Source organism: Ketobacter sp. GenoA1, from assembly GCF_003671475.1.
Classification (GTDB): Bacteria; Pseudomonadota; Gammaproteobacteria; order Pseudomonadales; family Ketobacteraceae; genus Ketobacter.
Window position 1 is genome coordinate 150,180 of record NZ_RCHM01000046.1, and the last position, 15,434, is coordinate 165,613.

Here is a 15,434-nt window from a genome sequence, read left to right on the forward strand (position 1 = left end):
GTGTGCGTAACCCGGCATCAGAAACAGCGGCGGTTTATCCCTATAGGCAGGGCCCGCCCTGCTGCCAGCCTTCACCCACTACCGGGGCGCGGCCTTGTGCCAGGTGCTCCATAAAACATCCGTATTGGTGCTTGGTTTCTTCCAGATCGAAGGTCACATGGTGGCCATTTCTATCCGGCAGGACATAATTCTCGTAGCGCACCACTACCGCAGTACGTGGCCCCTGGCCGGGTACCTCCACGTTATTCACCACCGGGTAGGGCAACTGAGTGGCGCCACCGATTTCAAGATGGGGGAACAACGTGGTGTCGTAGGTATCACCCAGATCCGGGCCCGCCAGATCCACTCCCACCGCCAGCATATGTGGCCGCTGGGTGGGCTCGGCGCTACCGCCATCGTTGATGCCGGAGATGGCCAGCACATGAGGTGCCTCTTTCAGGGGGTATCGCAAAATAGTGTCCATATGAGGCACTACATCAGCACCCCCCATCAGCCACTCCATCAACATCAGGAAGGGATGCGCTTCATCCAGTTCCTGGCCGGGCAACAGATTCACCACCCCCGCTGACATGGCCAGGCGGAACTTGGCGCTGTCGGTAAACAGTTTGATCCAGGTGCCGGACATGCCGGTAAACAACACACCTTCAAACGGGTCAGGGTCCGCTGCCAGTTGCAAACTGGAAGTCCAGTTGCCCAGTGACTGCCCCATCAACATCTGCATATCCGGGTTGATGCGGAATGCGGGGGCACCTGCGGTATCCGCAGCCGGACACAGCGCCGGATCCACTTCCAGTTGATTAAGAAAACGGCGGAAATAGGTCCGTTCCCACACCATCTGGTAATAGTTGTTGTGCAGCGCCACCGGATTAAAAACGTTATAGCCGAACATACCAAAGCCCAATACCAGGCCCAGATGATCCAGTGACATATGGCCACCGAAGCCGGAACTGGCCCAACCGCGCTCTGCGGCAATCTGTGAAGGCCCGGCACCGCGCTCCAGCACCTTGTAGGGCACAACGATGTCGATGGCGGTGCGCAGGTACTTGCCCCGCGTGAACACCTGCTCGGCATTACCGCCGGCACCGTGATGGTAGAACAGCATGGGGAAGCCGGCGGCCGGCATGGGCTGGGTTTTGGGAATGGTGACAACAAATTCGGCGTTGCGGGTGTACTGCTGGATGGGATTGCCATTTTCATCCCATTCCACCTGGCCGCCGCTAAGAATGTAAGGCGTAATGCCGCGCTGGAAACCGGGAATCTCAACAAACCCCTGCACCACACAATACTCCGGAAACTCTTCCAGCAGTGTCATCTCAGTGGCCGGTGCGATGGGCAGCGAGGCGGCGTACTCGGCGCCTTTGCGAATTTTGACCGTAGGATCGCCGGTGGTCCACACCGTGGCGCCAATGATACTGGCCGGGGCCATGCCCTGTTGCGCCATGTAATCACGCAGCGGCGCATACACCTCGATGGCTCGGGTCGGCAGGGGCATCTCAGCCTGTGCCGGGTCCAGCAGGCCCGCCAGCTGTCCGTTCTGTTCGATGGTGTTGCCTGCAGGCAGCGGCACCTGATCGGTGACAAACGCCGCGTAGGTGGTATTGGGGCGCAGGTTAACACCCAGGGTGGGCATAATCTGCAGTAAATCCATGGGCCGGTAGGAATCCGCTTTTTCCGTCATGGTCACTTCCAGCGGGAAGCGGCGACCGTATTCAGGTGAACCCGGATCCACATCCACCACCTGAATGGGTGACTCCGCAGTGGCGTAATCCAGGCCCCACTGGGGCAGGCCGGTCACATCAATGGCACCGGTAAAGGGGATATAAATCGGTGATACCGTATGGTAGCCGCCGATATTGATGTACTTGCGGATCCCATTGACATAGGTGTTGGTGAGAATATGGAAGCGGCGCGGAAAGTCATCGATGTCGATGCTGCCATCGGCGTTCAGGCGCAGATCCGTGGGAAAGCCATTGGTGTAGAAGTTTCCTGCTGTGGGTGAATTGGTGGTGGCGCTGTTCACCGACGCATCCGTACCGGCTACATTCATTTTCATGGCAACGTTACTGGAGGTGGTTGATTTACAAGCAGACAAAGTACTTGCAGACAATACTCCCAACGCTACCCAAGTGGCCAATCCCAAGGCGGCCGCAGCATGCTTCTTGAACGACATCTCTATCCCCGAATTCTTGTTTTCGTTTTATCGTTTTCTAAGCTTCCGTGCTTACTTTTTTTCAGATTTCAGACGGACTTAATACAACCAGAATACGCTTACTTTTCGCATACTATAGCGATATTGTGTTGTGCTGGGTTGAATTATTGTAACTGGTTGTCATTGATGGAATTATTAATGGCTGAATGTGGCCAACAAACCGGTAAGGGAATCCCTATGGAAAGCCTTACATCACCAACCCAGGGCAACACAGGAGGTCAACTCATGAATGCGCTGCAGGAAACCGAGATCACCTGCCCCTATTGTGGGGAGTATTTGAGTGTATTGCTGGATCCATCAGAAGCGGACCAGGAGTATATCGAGGATTGCCAGGTCTGTTGTCGGCCCATTGTGTTCCACACCGTGGTGGATAAGGAAGGCGATATTCAGGTGACAGTGCGTACGGAAGATGACGCTTACTAGATTAAATTAAAGTCCGGGCCGGGTACTGCCCCAGTGATGATCAGGTCCCAAAAAGCCTCCCCCGGAAGGGGGAGGCAACGATCAGAACAGGGCTTTCAATAAACGGACTTGCAATAAGAGTTGATCAGCTTCAGGCCGCCGCTTCCGCCTCGGTTTTGTCCTTCACGGTTTTGCGGGCATAGAAACGGTAATCCGACGCCTTCACTCGAAACGTTTCCAACCAGAATCGCCAGGTGGACTTGGGCCAGATGGCAAAGTTGCGGCCACCGGCATCCTGGTACCAGCTTTGACAACCGGTGCCCCACACAGTGGTTTTAATCTGTTCCTGCAGAGCATCATTGAACTCGGTCTGCACGTCGGCTTTTACATCCATATAATCGGCGCCTTTTTTCTGCAGCAGCTTCATGCTTTCCAGAATGTAATGCACCTGCGCTTCAATCATAAAAATAATGGAATTGTGGCCCAGGCCAGAATTGGGCCCCACCAATTGCCACAGGTTGGGGTAACCGGAAGCGGCCGTGCCATAGTAACACTCCACGTTTTCTTTCCAGTCTTCACCCAGGCTGCGGCCACCCAGCCCCACCACCGGAAAGTTCTTCATGTAAATACGGGGATCGGTAATGAAACCGGTACCCAGAATAATGCAGTCTGCCTGGCGCTCTTTACCGTCTGCCGTGATCACACTGTGCTCTTTGATTTCCCGGATGCCATCGGTGACCAACTCCACATTGTCACGATTGAACATGGGGAAATATTTATTGGAAATCAAAATACGTTTGCAGCCCAAGACATAATCCGGGGTCAGTTTTTCCGCCACCACCGGATCTTTCACCTGCAGTTTGATAAACGCTTTGGCCAGCTTGCTCAGACCCTTGGCCAACACCGGATTGAAGATGGGCCAGACGCGGGATTCGTTGGTCCAGTACAGGCGATAGCGGTGTAACAAGCGCGCGCCGGGGACGTTTTTGAAAATGGATTTTTCCAGCCCCAAATACTTCCGTTCATCCCGCGGAATCACCCAGGCCGGAGAGCGCTGCATAACGTAGAGTTGTTTTACCTCGGGGGCAATTTCCGGGCAGTACTGAATGGCACTGCCACCGGTGCCGATGGACACCACGGTTTTGCCTTTGAGGTCGTAATCGTGATCCCACTGGGCTGAATGGAACAGCTTGCCCTTGAAGGTATCCAGCCCCTTGATGTTGGGCACCTGCGGCACATGCAGCGGGCCTGAAGCCAACACGAAATGATTGCATACATAAGTATCACCGTTGGCCGTGCCGACGGTCCAGGTGCCGGTGTCCTCATCAAACACCGCTGAATTGACTTCCACGCCAAAACGGCAGAAGGGACGAATACCGTATTGCTCGGTGGTATCCAGAATGTATTGTTGAATCTCGTTCCAGGGCGCATAGCGCTTGGACCAGTCGTGTTTGGGTGCAAAGGAATAGGAATACATGTGGGATTGCACATCACAGGCACAACCGGGATAGCTGTTATCGCGCCAGGTACCGCCCACATCCTGGCCCTTCTCCAACACAACAAAGTTCTCGTTGCCCGCTTCCTTCAGTTTGATGGCCATGCACAAGCCACCAAAGCCGGCTCCGGCAATGACGACATCCACATGTTTGGTGTTGGGGTTAATGGGGGCCCGACTGGTCATGCTTCACCTCTGCGATCTTGTTTTTGATGTAGTGTGTTTTGTCGATGGAGTCACTATAGACGCCATTCTGACACAGGGAACAGGTTGTAAACCCCTCTTGAATTAATATTTTCGGCCAATGCCTACCAAAGGGGGCCATAACTTGACATGGATCAATGGAATGGTTGTGTATTTATTAGCCTAATAAGATTTTATTCAGCGGTCGAAACCATTGACGAATTAACCCTTTATTCCCACACTTGATGAATTCGGCCGCGCAGATTCCGTCCACCCCATGAGATACCCCCATGAGCAAACGTGCCATTCTCGGATTTATCTATACATTGCAGGCACTTGAAGCCCATGGTGCCGACCTCTCCATGCTCGAGGAACGGTACGGGCTCAATGTCGATAACCTGTCGCCGGACGGGCACATCGAGCGTGCCCTGGAGTTGCGTGTCTACTGTGATGTGTTACCCACCATCAGCGATCCCCTGGTGGGCCTGCGCATCGGACAAACCATGAGCCTGGCGGGCTATGGCCCGCTGATCATGCTGCTGATGACCTGCCAAAACGCCTGGGAAGCGTTTAATACCGGGGTACACTATCAGGCCCTCACCTACCTGTTTGGGGAGCTGCAGTTTGAAGCCGGCGAGCAAGAATCCATACTGCGCCTGAAACCCTCCACCCTGCCCCCCATCTGTCAGCACTTTCTGATGGATCGTGATATCTCCGGCACCTACCAGTTGATACAGGATCTGCAGACCAATATTGGCGTGAATTTCAAACCCAGTTACGTGCGCCTGCCCTACCCCAAACCCAAGGACGTTCGACCTTATGAGGCCCGGTACCAATGTCCGGTGGAATTCGGCAGCGAATACGCCGATATCGGTATTCCCACCGACTATCTGGCCACCCAGTTTCCCGCCGGCAACAAAATGGCCTACAGCCTGTACCAGAAACAGTGCGACAGCCTGCTGCTTACCCTGGGCAGCAACGCCACCTCCATCGCCCAGGAGGTACGGGATTATCTGCACTTGTTTGTGGAACACTATCCCTCCATTCAGGAAGTGGCCGCGACCTTCGGCATGGCCGAGCGCAGCTTTCGGCGCAAGCTGAGTGAAGACAACCTTTCCTACCGCGGCCTGCTGGATGAAGTGCGCTTTGCCAAAGCCAAACAACTGCTGCTGCATTCCACCCTGCCCATCGAAGCCATAGCCAATCAACTGGGCTACACCGAAGCGGCCGCCTTCATCCATGCCTTCCAGCGCTGGGCCAACGCAACGCCGGCCAAATACCGTGCGAACCGATAAGTTTGGACTAAGCTTAAAAACAGAACCAACCCATGGAGGGAATCCCGATGATACGCATGTTGTTCATGGCTTTGCTGCTGGTTTCGCCGCTGTCTTATGCTGAACTGACCCAAGAGGACCTGAAAGAGATCCTGGCGCCGAGGATTGAAGGACTCAAGTTCCTCACCAAGAACGGTATGCTGCTGCAGGCCATCCGCGAGCAAAACCGCCAGGAGCAAAGCCTGGATGAGATCAAAAAGATCGATGCCGAATGGAAAGCCGGAACCTCCCCCTTGATCAAGGAACTGCAGGAAAACAAAGCCGGAAGCTTCCTTAAGAACATCATTATTCAGCAGGCGGATGTGTACAGTGAAGCCTTTCTGACGGATGCCCAGGGGGCTAACGTGGCGGCCTATCCGGCCACCAGCGACTACTGGCAGGGCGACGAGGAAAAATTCACCGCATCCTTTAACGGGGGCCAGGGCAAGGTGTTTATCGGCCCCATTGAGATGGATGAAAGCACCCAGACCAACGCCGTCCAGATCTCGGTGCCGATGGAGTACAATGATGAAACCATTGGCGTACTGGTGATTGGTGTGAAAGTGTCGGTGCTGGAAGCGGAGAAACTCCAGGGCCAATAACCTGGCTACCCAGACAAAACAAACACTTATAATCCAATTAAGCGCTGCGGCACAAAACGGACGTGAACTAAGTCTCATTTTTTTGCCTGACAATTTAATTGGGCAATTTCCTGCACTTTGGGAAACTGTCTCCAGACCAAGCAGTTAAATAGAACGCACTCTGGAGCAACCCCATGAAATGGTTATTTGGTAATTCCAACACAGCACGGCACGCTCAATCCAAGCAGCCAGCCACCGTCGATTCCATTCGCAACAAACTGGCCAGTTACCAGGCGAAAGAAGGTAAATCCGTGTTTATCGGCCCCTCCACCGCCCAATGGGGTGACTTCTTCGAATACGAAAAGGTAACCATCGACCCCGATTCCTCGGGCTTTCACCGTATTCCGTTCCACTGCTGAACAGGGCTGGCTGCGGTGTTGCCAACGCTCGTCCGTGGCGCACCAGAATGCGATTCTCCGATTGCCTGCCGGTACAGTGCCCTGCGTAGTGCAGAAGGGCATTTTTTCACGGCATCCCTTCTTTTGTGCCGCATCCTTCTTTAGCATGGAGGGATAACCTGAATGGATGGGATAAGCCTCCAACATGCTCATGGCACGACCGATCATTGTATATTTACTGCTGGCCCTGATAGGCGCCTGTGGCGGCGGTAGCGGTAGCGGCGGCGGTAACGATGACGACCCCAATCAGACTGACAATCCGGCGTCCGGCCTGCAACAGCGCCCGGTCACCGCAGACTTCGCATTGCCGCAAAGCCGCTCCTCCGGCCCCATCAGTATGGTGGATGCGTTTCCCGACCTGCCTGACTTCAGCCAACCGGTGTACCTGACCAATGCCGGTGATGGCAGTAACCGCCTGTTTGTGGTTGAACAGGCCGGCCGGATTCAGGTGTTTTCCAATAGCCCTGACGCCAACGGCTACAGCACCTTTCTCGACCTGCGGGACCGGGTCATCAGTGGTGGCGAAATGGGGCTTTTGGGGCTGGCCTTCGATCCCGATTTTGCCTCCAATGGTTATTTCTACGTTTACTACATTGGCGCCGGACCACGCTCCGTTGTGTCCCGCTTCAGCGTTTCCATCAACGACCCGAACGTCGCTGACCCCGCCACGGAAACACCCCTGCTGAGCATCGACCAGCCTTATGACAATCACAACGGCGGCACCCTGCAATTCGGTCCCGATGGCTACCTGTATTTCGGGTTGGGTGATGGCGGCTCCGGTGGTGATCCTGACGGCAACGGGCAAAATACCCAAACCCTGCTGGGCTCGCTGCTGCGCATCGATCCCGCCGGCACAGGCTACAACGTCCCCGCCGACAATCCGTTCGTCGGCAGTAACACCAGCCTGCCGGAAATCTGGGCCTACGGATTCCGCAACCCTTACCGCTTTTCCTTTGATCGCGACACGGGAGACCTCTGGCTGGCGGACGTCGGCCAGGATCAGATCGAAGAAATCAACGTCGTCACCAAAGGCGGTAACTACGGCTGGAACTGGTATGAGGGCAGCCAGGTGTTTCGCGGTGGGGCCCCCCAGGGCGATTACCGGATGCCGGTTTACGAATATGATCACTCCCTGGGGCAATCCGTCACCGGGGGCTATGTCTACCGTGGCAACTCGGCCCCGGACCTAACCGGGCAGTATATCTATGGCGACTTCATCAGTACGCGGATCTGGTCTCTGAGTGTGGACAGCCAGTTCAATGTCGTGCGCAACGACAGCCTGGGCAACGCCCCGCAAAATCCCGCCGGTTTCGGCGAGGATGAACAGGGCGAGCTGTACATTGCCGGCTACGGGGGCCGCCTCTATCGCTTTGAAAGCGGCAGCGGCGCGGACCCCATTGATGACTTTCCCGAGCGCCTGTCGGACACCGGCTTGTTTAGCGACACCAGCAGTCTGATACCGGCCAGCGGTTTGATCGAATACGCTGTCAATGCCCCCCTGTGGTCTGATTACAGCGTCAAACGCCGCTGGATTGCCATCCCCAACGGACAACGCATCACCTTCGCCGCCAACAGCCCCTGGCAGTTTCCCGTGGGCAGTATCCTGGTGAAGCATTTTGCCATGGAGATGATTGCCGGTGATCCGGATTCTGCCCGGCACCTGGAAACCCGCGTATTGATCAGGCAATGGCAAGGCTGGTTTGGTGTCAGCTATCGCTGGAATCAACAACAAACGGACGCGGACCTGGTGCGCACGGCCAGCACGGAAACCCTCACCGTTGCCGATGCCGATTTCAGCAACGGGCAGCGGCAGCAGGCGTATTTCTACCCCGGCCCCAACGACTGCCTGAGCTGCCATGTCTCTGCTGCCGGAGTCATATTGGGAGTGAAAACAACACAGCTGAATGGCAGCTTCGACTATGCGGCAGGCGGTGACACCCGGCGGGCCAACCAGCTCACCACCTGGAATCACATCGGGCTGTTTTCCTCTGACATCGGTGCCGCCGGTCAGTACCTGAAACTGGCGGCGTTGGACGACAGCAGCGCCAGCCTCAGCCAGCGCAGCCGCTCCTATCTGGACAGCAACTGCGCCTTCTGCCACCAGGCGGGCGGCACGGCGCCGGTGAACATTGATCTGCGCCACGCCCTCAGCCTGACCCAAACTCAAACCCTGAACCAATTGCCCCAGGCCGGTGATCTGGGGATTACCGATGCCCGCATCATCGCCAGTGGCGATGCCCAACGCAGTGTGTTATGGGCGCGCATGAACCGCACGGACAACAACCGCATGCCGCCCATTGCCAGCAGCATGCCGGATCAGGAAGCCTTAACCCTACTGCAGCAATGGATCGATTCCCTGTAGCAACATCCTAGGACTCGATCTCCAGATCGACCGTTTTTGCACTCTGCAACGCCTGCTCCTCAAGCTCATCGGCAAAGTGCTGTATCAGGGCCTGGACAGTGGGATAACGCAACAGTTCGATGGCGGGGATCACCCGCCCGATACGGTCCTGCAGTCGATCCACCAATTCTACCGCCTCCACCGAGTCCACACCCAGTTCAGAGAACGTTACATCCAGATCGATATGATGGGGGTCAATGTCCAGCTTGTCGGCCACCCACTGCTGCAGATCACCGTACAACTGATCGTAAAAGTCCAGATGGTCCGCAGCGCTATCAAAGGCTGGCCCCGCTTGCACGGCTTTGGTTTTACTGGCTGCCTGCCACAGGTGCGCCGGCACCAGTTTGCCTTCCTGGTACAGGCGTTTGGCGTCTGCCCGCTGAATCTTGCCACTGGACGTTTTCGGGATGGAACTCCCGGACAGCAGCACCAGTTCCGCCGGCGTCACGCCGTGACGACTGGAAATTGCTTTTACACCCACCGCCGCCAGGGCGCGGTAATCGGTTTGATCCGCGGCGGCGCGGCTGACTTCCTGCAGCACCACCAGTTCTTCCTTGCCATCGATGGTAACCGCAAAGGCCGCACCACCGCCGGTGCGGAAGGTGGGATTGGCGCTTTGCAAAGTACGCTCGATATCCTGCGGATAGTGGTTACGGCCGGCCAGGATAATGACTTCCTTGATGCGGCCGGTGACATACAGCTCATCATCCAGCAAAAAGCCAAGATCGCCACTGCGCAGGTAATGTCGCCCGCTGTCATCTCCCTCAATGGTGGCATTGAATACGCTAACGGAGAACTGGGGCTTGTTCCAGTACCCACGGGCCACTGACGGGCTGTGTATCCAGATTTCGCCCACTTCGCCAGGCTGACACTCCCGGCATTCACGGGGGTGAACAATTTTGATTTCTGAGCCCCGGGCAACCACGCCGGAACTGACCAGATCGGTGGTGGTTGCCGCCGCGGCTTGCTCCGGTGCTGCTTCGTAATGCCCCTGCTCAAGCCGGTCCAGCTTTGCTTTCAGGGTTTGTGCGCCGCGTCCGGAGGGGGAGCCGGCCACAAACAGGCTGGCTTCCGCCAGGCCGTAACAGGGCAGAAACGCCTTGGCGTCAAAACCACTCACCCGAAAGCGTTCGCTGAAAGCATCCAGTGCAGCCGACTGAATCGGCTCGGCACCATTGAAGGCCACATGCCAGTTGGATAAATCCAGTGTTGCGGCCTGTTCTTCAGAGATTTTACGCACACAGTATTGATAACCGAAGTTGGGCCCGCCGCTGACATGGGCTTTTTGGTCCGACAATGTTTGCAACCACAGTAACGGACGCTTCAGGAACGTCAATGGTGACATCAGCGTCACCTGTGCACCGGCGAATATGGGTGTCAACACGCCGCCGATCAATCCCATGTCGTGAAACGGCGGCAACCAGATCACCACCCGCAGATCCTCCAGTTTATCCAGGCGTTCGTTGCCGGCGAAAAAGCCATGCAGAATCTGATTGAAGTTGGCCAGCAGATTGCCGTGGGTGACTTCGACCCCCTTGGGATGGCCGGTGGAACCGGATGTGTATTGCAGAAAGGCAACCTCATCCGCTTGCGCCTGGTAAGGCTGAAAGCCGCTGTCCAGGGGCTGATTCAGCAGTTGATCCAGAGCCAGACAGGGCATGCGGTCACCGTATCCCAGCTGTTGGACCCAGTGTTCGATTACCGGCGCCAGCGCCTGATTGGTAACAATGGCACCGGCATCACAATCCTTGGCCACTTTCTGCAAACGATCCAGATCACGAGCGCCCATAGGGGGGTAAGCCGGTACCGGTACGCAGCCCGCATACAGGCAGCCAAAAAACGCCCGAATATAATCAATGCCCGGGGCAAACAACAACAGCATATTGCGCCCGGACAATCCCTTCTCCTGCAGGGTCATGGCAATGGCGCAGGCCGCCTCATGCAATGACTGGTAACTCGCCGCATCATCCTGCGCGCCGTTATCTTTCAGAAAAGTTGCCAGGGGTGCGGCATTGCGCTGGGAGGCCTGTTGCACGGCCATATCGACCAGATTATTGAACTGCGGCAGGTTATACATAGGGACAGCATCCTGTGATGAATTCATTATTATTGGAATATTGGCATCATCCATGATGCGATCTGGTTTTATTAAAACAACCTGAGATGAATTCGGTAAGGTATTAACCGTGTCAATTTGTTTCGGGATGTAGTGCCCGCTGCGGAAGTGCAACCAAATGCATCAGGCAGCGGTCGGCACCAAGGTACCGACCGGCCCGGTTTCAGTACGCTGCAGCCTGTGTTAGCGCCCATTACACTGGGTTGATGTGTTCACTATTGAACACCTCCTGGTGCTTTGGTTCATATTCCCGCCACAACAAGTACGCCAGTGGTACCAACGTACCTAAAGCAAAAGTGGAGACCACCCAGGGCCAGGGGTTCACACCCCGCTTACGCGCATCCACCACCATCCACCAGCAGATCATGCCACCGGCGATCACCAGATCAATGAGCACTTGCCAGGCACCGGGAGACGCCATACCCGCCGCCCAGATTCCGAAGTAACCCACCTCCCACATCACCCAGGCACTGAACACACTGAAATCAATCAATACCATCCACAAAATCCATCGTTTTACTGTTCTCGCTTTCATCACCCTAATCTCCGTCATTAATCTCTGTATAGGTTGCTGTGTTTGCCAACTCGCGCGGACGACAACCCAACCATCCGACCATCACAGTCTGGCTTGCCATATTTCGCCAAACAATTACCTTAGAGGTAATCGCCACCGGCACAGCAAACAGTGACAATGGAATCATGAGCACAACAACCCTCACTCAAAAGCACGACAATGGATTCGGCCGTTTATTGCGCTCCTGGCGTGAACGCCGTAAACGCTCACAACTGGAATTATCGTTGGAAGCCGATGTATCCCAGCGTCATGTCAGCTTTCTGGAATCCGGCCGCGCCAAACCCAGCCGGGAGATGATTCTGCAACTGGCGGAGGTGTTGGATATTCCGTTGCGGGATCGCAATCTGTTGCTCAACAGCGCAGGCTTTACGGCCGTCTATCCGGCACGGCCGCTGCACAGTGAAGAGATGTCCGCAGTCAGGCAGGCCTTGGATCTTACCCTGCAACATCACAATCCGTATCCGGCGATGGTGGTGGATCGGGCCTGGAACCTGTTGTTGCAAAATACCGCCGCCATGCGCTTCATCAACCTGCTGGGGGATGCCGAAGCCAAGTGGCAGGCCGTGGATCCCAGTGGCCTGCGCAACGTCATGCGCCTGACCTTTTCCGCTGACGGTATGCAACCACTGATTAGCAACTGGCCGGAGGTGGCCGGTTTGCTGCTGTCCCGTCTGCAACGGGAAGTGGCTGCCGATCCGGATCATCAGCAACTGTCTGAACTGTACGACGAACTGTGCCAGCTGCCCAGCATCCCCGAGCGTTGGCGAAGTGATTCCATTCTCACCGCACCGGAGCCTGTGTTACCGCTGGAACTGCAATGGAATGGTGCGACCCTGCGCATCTTCAGCATGATCTCCACCTTTGGTACGGCCCTGGACATCACCGCGGATGAATTGCGCGTGGAAACGTTTTTCCCGGCCGATGACTTTTCCGCGCAGTTTTTTCAAAGCCTGGCCGTTGCCAGCTAGTTGCCCGGCATTCTATGATCATTACCCGTACCCACCAGCAACGGCCGATAAACCATGACCACGCAAATGGACCTGCTTGCCACCCATCACAAGACCACCACCGAGCTGGAGTCGCAGCTCAACCACATACAGGGCTCACCCAGCCTCAGCGGCACCGTGGAGATGGTGGTCTGTCGACCCGACGTCGGCAAACGCCGGGAATTGACTGAGGCCGAACTGTGCCCGCAACGGGGTTTACTGGGGGATAACTGGCTGGCCCGCGGTTATGCCAAAGGCCCCGGTGGCCACGCTCACCCGGAGATGCAACTGAATCTGATGAATGCCCGCGCCATCGCCGCCATCGCCCGGGATCGACAGCACTGGAAACTGGCCGGCGATCAGTTTTTCGTGGACCTGGATTTAAGCCCGGCGAATCTGCCCCCCGGCACCCGCTTGCAGATCGGCACTGCCCTGATCGAAGTGACGGCTGAACCCCATCTGGGTTGTAAGAAGTTTCAGTCCCGATTCGGCAGGGATGCCGTGAAGTTTGTCAATTCCGCGGCAGGCAAAGCGCTGAATCTGCGCGGCATCAATGCCAAGATCATTCAAGCTGGCATGGTTAAGCCCGGTGATAGCATAAAAAAGTGTTAGTGTTCACCCAACCGGGTATAACCGCTGTTCATTACACCTGATGCTTAGTATTCCAAACCGGGAAGCCATTACGTTATAAAACAATTCCGTGGTTATCCATAAGCGTTTGAAGTTGAACCTGTAACCCATAAATCCCCGTACATTTTCAGAAAAATAAAATCCATGCCAGCAAAATAAATGTAGATTGAAAAATTTGGCGTTGTTCACAAATGCAACCAAAGGCACAACTTGTTTTTGATGAACCCTACCGTTGAACCTACCCTTTACTTTACCCACATCAGCAAGGAAAAAGGAAATGGCAGATATATCAGGATTAGAGGAACTTGAAGGATTCATCGGTGGTTGTCTGGTGGACAGTTCATCCGGTTTGGTAATGGGCAAACAGGGTGCGGATAAATTTGATCTGGACACCGCTGCAGCGGGCAACACGGAAGTGGTGCGGGCCAAGATCAGAACCATGAGAGCACTCGGCATCAAAGGCGGCATTGAGGATATCCTGATCACACTGGATGACCAGTATCATCTTATTCGCCTGTTAAAAACCAACATGGAAGTGTTCTTGTACGTGGTCATCGACAAGAAAAGAGGCAACCTGGGCATGGCCCGATCCATTGCCAAGAAAGTGGAAGAAAGCCTGGATTTATCAAGCCTGGCCAAAAGTGCATAAACGCTAACATCGTGCTCAACCACAGGAATGTTCTGCGCCGGCAGCAAACCCGCTGCCGGCGGCATGATCCTTACCCTGGCCCTCGCAATTGCGCCCATAATTCTATATATTTTCAAGTACCATACCGAAAGCGCATATGTACCGATACAACCCAAGGCCAATAAGGACGCAACATGAAAAAGATACCTGGAATTAAGTTATTCGCAGCCGCCTCTTTGGGGCTTAATCTGTTGGGGCTTAATCTGGCCTATGCCGGGAGCGCGGACGACAAGCGTTTTCTCGACAGCTACAAGAGTTCCTTTATGGATTCCTGTATAGAATCCTCCGGTGGCGAGCAATTCAAAAGCACCTGCAGCTGTGTTTTGGATGACGTAATCAAGAACTTTTCTGTGGCGGATCTCAAAGAGGGCAGCAAAGTATCCAAGTACATCGAAAACGTTGCCATGGATAAGTGTCAGAAATAGCGTTTAAATAATGTTTGCAAGCGCTGTTTCCAAATCCCCGTCCTGAAACCGATAACCGGCTTGTTGTAACAGGTATGGGTACACACGTATGCTGGAAAGCAGAAGCTGGTCGGCCATCTCACCAAACGCCAGCCGGGCCGCAAAAGCAGGCATGGGGAGCAGCGCAGGGCGCTTGAGCGCGCTCCCCAGAGTGCGGGTAAATTCCCGGTTGGTGACTGCCGTGGGCGCCACCAGATTCACCGGGCCACTTAACTCTTCGTGGGCCATCAAAAAACGGATCATGGCCACCACATCCCGCAAACTGACCCAGCTCATATACTGCTGACCACTTCCCACCACGCCACCCACGCCTAACTTGAAGGGCAGCAGCATTTTCTGCAGGGCACCGCCCCGGTCACTGAGCACAATGCCGGTACGGATGAGTACCGTGCGGATGCCCGCGTCCAGCGCCGGTTTCGCGGCTTGCTCCCAGGCGTAAGACACCTCCGCCAGAAAGTCTGAACCGGCCTCGTTCATCTCATCCACCTGCTCGGCACCTGTATCGCCGTAAAAGCCGATGGCGGAGCCGGAAATAAACAACCCGGGTCGATGGGGCAGGCGGGACAGCGTTTTAGCCAACAACTCCGTGCTAATAACCCGGCTGTCCCTGATCTCCTGTTTGCGTCGCTCATTCCAGCGCCGGTCGGCTATGCCCGCACCGGCCAGGTTAATCACTACATCAACCGGAATCGAGTCATCAAAGTGGATATGGCCGGCTGGGGGCCACCAGTGGAAAGGGGCATCCGATGACGGGCTGCGCGGCATCCCGTACACCTGGTGGCCATCAGCCCGCAACGCGCTGGAGAGGGCAGTGCCGATCAACCCAGAGGCACCGGTAATCACGATATTCATGCTTTCAGCCCTGCAATGGGAATACGCTCAGGGTATCTCCAAGCCAGGCCCACGTACAGGATTCAGAGTGAGGGTCTACTAA

Annotated in this window: 14 protein-coding genes; 9 read left to right on the forward strand and 5 right to left on the reverse strand. The window is 55.5% G+C overall.

Annotation, left to right across the window (positions count from 1 at the left end; all coding sequences use genetic code 11):
• Window positions 1-40: 40 nt before the first annotated feature.
• Complete coding sequence (locus D9N13_RS23185) at window positions 41-2,170, reverse strand: hypothetical protein (protein ID WP_290594366.1); 2,130 nt, start codon at window positions 2,168-2,170, stop codon at window positions 41-43.
• 216 nt (window positions 2,171-2,386) lie between these two features.
• On the opposite strand from D9N13_RS23185, the gene D9N13_RS23190 reads away from it, so the two are divergent.
• Window positions 2,387-2,632 (forward strand): CPXCG motif-containing cysteine-rich protein, encoded by a 246-nt coding sequence (locus D9N13_RS23190; RefSeq protein WP_411268208.1) that lies wholly within the window; start codon window positions 2,387-2,389, stop codon window positions 2,630-2,632.
• Window positions 2,633-2,762: 130 nt separating this feature from the next.
• Here the strand turns inward: D9N13_RS23190 and D9N13_RS23195 are convergent, their stop codons facing one another.
• Window positions 2,763-4,292 (reverse strand): flavin-containing monooxygenase, encoded by a 1,530-nt coding sequence (locus D9N13_RS23195; RefSeq protein ID WP_290594367.1) that lies wholly within the window; start codon window positions 4,290-4,292, stop codon window positions 2,763-2,765.
• 287 nt (window positions 4,293-4,579) lie between these two features.
• Between D9N13_RS23195 and D9N13_RS23200 the strand changes: the two genes are divergently transcribed.
• From D9N13_RS23200 to D9N13_RS23215, 4 genes are all read left to right on the forward strand, one after another.
• On the forward strand, window positions 4,580-5,584 hold the full coding sequence (locus tag D9N13_RS23200; protein WP_290594368.1) for an AraC family transcriptional regulator: 1,005 nt from the start codon (window positions 4,580-4,582) through the stop codon (window positions 5,582-5,584).
• Between the two features lie 47 nt (window positions 5,585-5,631).
• Window positions 5,632-6,204, forward strand: coding sequence for a PDC sensor domain-containing protein (locus D9N13_RS23205; RefSeq protein WP_290594369.1), 573 nt, complete (start codon window positions 5,632-5,634; stop codon window positions 6,202-6,204).
• A gap of 173 nt (window positions 6,205-6,377) precedes the next feature.
• Window positions 6,378-6,602, forward strand: a complete 225-nt coding sequence (locus D9N13_RS23210) for a hypothetical protein (protein ID WP_290594370.1) — start codon at window positions 6,378-6,380, stop codon at window positions 6,600-6,602.
• 184 nt (window positions 6,603-6,786) lie between these two features.
• Entirely contained in the window at window positions 6,787-9,003 is a 2,217-nt protein-coding gene (locus D9N13_RS23215) for a PQQ-dependent sugar dehydrogenase (RefSeq protein ID WP_290594371.1), read from the forward strand.
• 7 nt (window positions 9,004-9,010) lie between these two features.
• Here D9N13_RS23215 and D9N13_RS23220 read toward each other — a convergent pair whose 3' ends face one another.
• Complete coding sequence (locus D9N13_RS23220; RefSeq protein WP_290594372.1) at window positions 9,011-11,119, reverse strand: AMP-binding protein; 2,109 nt, start codon at window positions 11,117-11,119, stop codon at window positions 9,011-9,013.
• Window positions 11,120-11,351: 232 nt separating this feature from the next.
• Window positions 11,352-11,693, reverse strand: coding sequence for a hypothetical protein (locus D9N13_RS23225; protein WP_290594373.1), 342 nt, complete (start codon window positions 11,691-11,693; stop codon window positions 11,352-11,354).
• A 164-nt stretch (window positions 11,694-11,857) separates the two neighbouring features.
• Between D9N13_RS23225 and D9N13_RS23230 the strand changes: the two genes are divergently transcribed.
• From D9N13_RS23230 to D9N13_RS23245, 4 genes are all read left to right on the forward strand, one after another.
• Complete coding sequence (locus D9N13_RS23230; protein ID WP_290594374.1) at window positions 11,858-12,700, forward strand: helix-turn-helix domain-containing protein; 843 nt, start codon at window positions 11,858-11,860, stop codon at window positions 12,698-12,700.
• A gap of 54 nt (window positions 12,701-12,754) precedes the next feature.
• The gene (locus D9N13_RS23235) at window positions 12,755-13,330 is read left to right on the forward strand and encodes an MOSC domain-containing protein (RefSeq protein WP_290594375.1); all 576 of its coding nucleotides are present in this window, start codon (window positions 12,755-12,757) and stop codon (window positions 13,328-13,330) included.
• A gap of 295 nt (window positions 13,331-13,625) precedes the next feature.
• Complete coding sequence (locus D9N13_RS23240; RefSeq protein WP_290594376.1) at window positions 13,626-13,997, forward strand: hypothetical protein; 372 nt, start codon at window positions 13,626-13,628, stop codon at window positions 13,995-13,997.
• 173 nt (window positions 13,998-14,170) lie between these two features.
• Window positions 14,171-14,461, forward strand: coding sequence for a hypothetical protein (locus D9N13_RS23245; protein WP_290594378.1), 291 nt, complete (start codon window positions 14,171-14,173; stop codon window positions 14,459-14,461).
• Between the two features lie 3 nt (window positions 14,462-14,464).
• On the opposite strand, the gene D9N13_RS23250 is transcribed toward D9N13_RS23245, so the two are convergent.
• Window positions 14,465-15,352: a TIGR01777 family oxidoreductase gene (locus D9N13_RS23250; RefSeq protein WP_290594381.1), complete on the reverse strand. Its 888-nt coding sequence runs from the start codon at window positions 15,350-15,352 to the stop codon at window positions 14,465-14,467.
• Window positions 15,353-15,434: the final 82 nt, after the last annotated feature.

Coding starts and splice junctions, on each gene's coding strand:
- D9N13_RS23185 (WP_290594366.1), bottom strand. CDS start 2,170: ATGTCGTTCAAGAAGCATGCTGCGGCCGCCTTGGGATTGGCCACTTGG.
- D9N13_RS23190 (WP_411268208.1), top strand. CDS start 2,387: ATGGAAAGCCTTACATCACCAACCCAGGGCAACACAGGAGGTCAACTC.
- D9N13_RS23195 (WP_290594367.1), bottom strand. CDS start 4,292: ATGACCAGTCGGGCCCCCATTAACCCCAACACCAAACATGTGGATGTC.
- D9N13_RS23200 (WP_290594368.1), top strand. CDS start 4,580: ATGAGCAAACGTGCCATTCTCGGATTTATCTATACATTGCAGGCACTT.
- D9N13_RS23205 (WP_290594369.1), top strand. CDS start 5,632: ATGATACGCATGTTGTTCATGGCTTTGCTGCTGGTTTCGCCGCTGTCT.
- D9N13_RS23210 (WP_290594370.1), top strand. CDS start 6,378: ATGAAATGGTTATTTGGTAATTCCAACACAGCACGGCACGCTCAATCC.
- D9N13_RS23215 (WP_290594371.1), top strand. CDS start 6,787: ATGCTCATGGCACGACCGATCATTGTATATTTACTGCTGGCCCTGATA.
- D9N13_RS23220 (WP_290594372.1), bottom strand. CDS start 11,119: ATGTATAACCTGCCGCAGTTCAATAATCTGGTCGATATGGCCGTGCAA.
- D9N13_RS23225 (WP_290594373.1), bottom strand. CDS start 11,693: ATGAAAGCGAGAACAGTAAAACGATGGATTTTGTGGATGGTATTGATT.
- D9N13_RS23230 (WP_290594374.1), top strand. CDS start 11,858: ATGAGCACAACAACCCTCACTCAAAAGCACGACAATGGATTCGGCCGT.
- D9N13_RS23235 (WP_290594375.1), top strand. CDS start 12,755: ATGACCACGCAAATGGACCTGCTTGCCACCCATCACAAGACCACCACC.
- D9N13_RS23240 (WP_290594376.1), top strand. CDS start 13,626: ATGGCAGATATATCAGGATTAGAGGAACTTGAAGGATTCATCGGTGGT.
- D9N13_RS23245 (WP_290594378.1), top strand. CDS start 14,171: ATGAAAAAGATACCTGGAATTAAGTTATTCGCAGCCGCCTCTTTGGGG.
- D9N13_RS23250 (WP_290594381.1), bottom strand. CDS start 15,352: ATGAATATCGTGATTACCGGTGCCTCTGGGTTGATCGGCACTGCCCTC.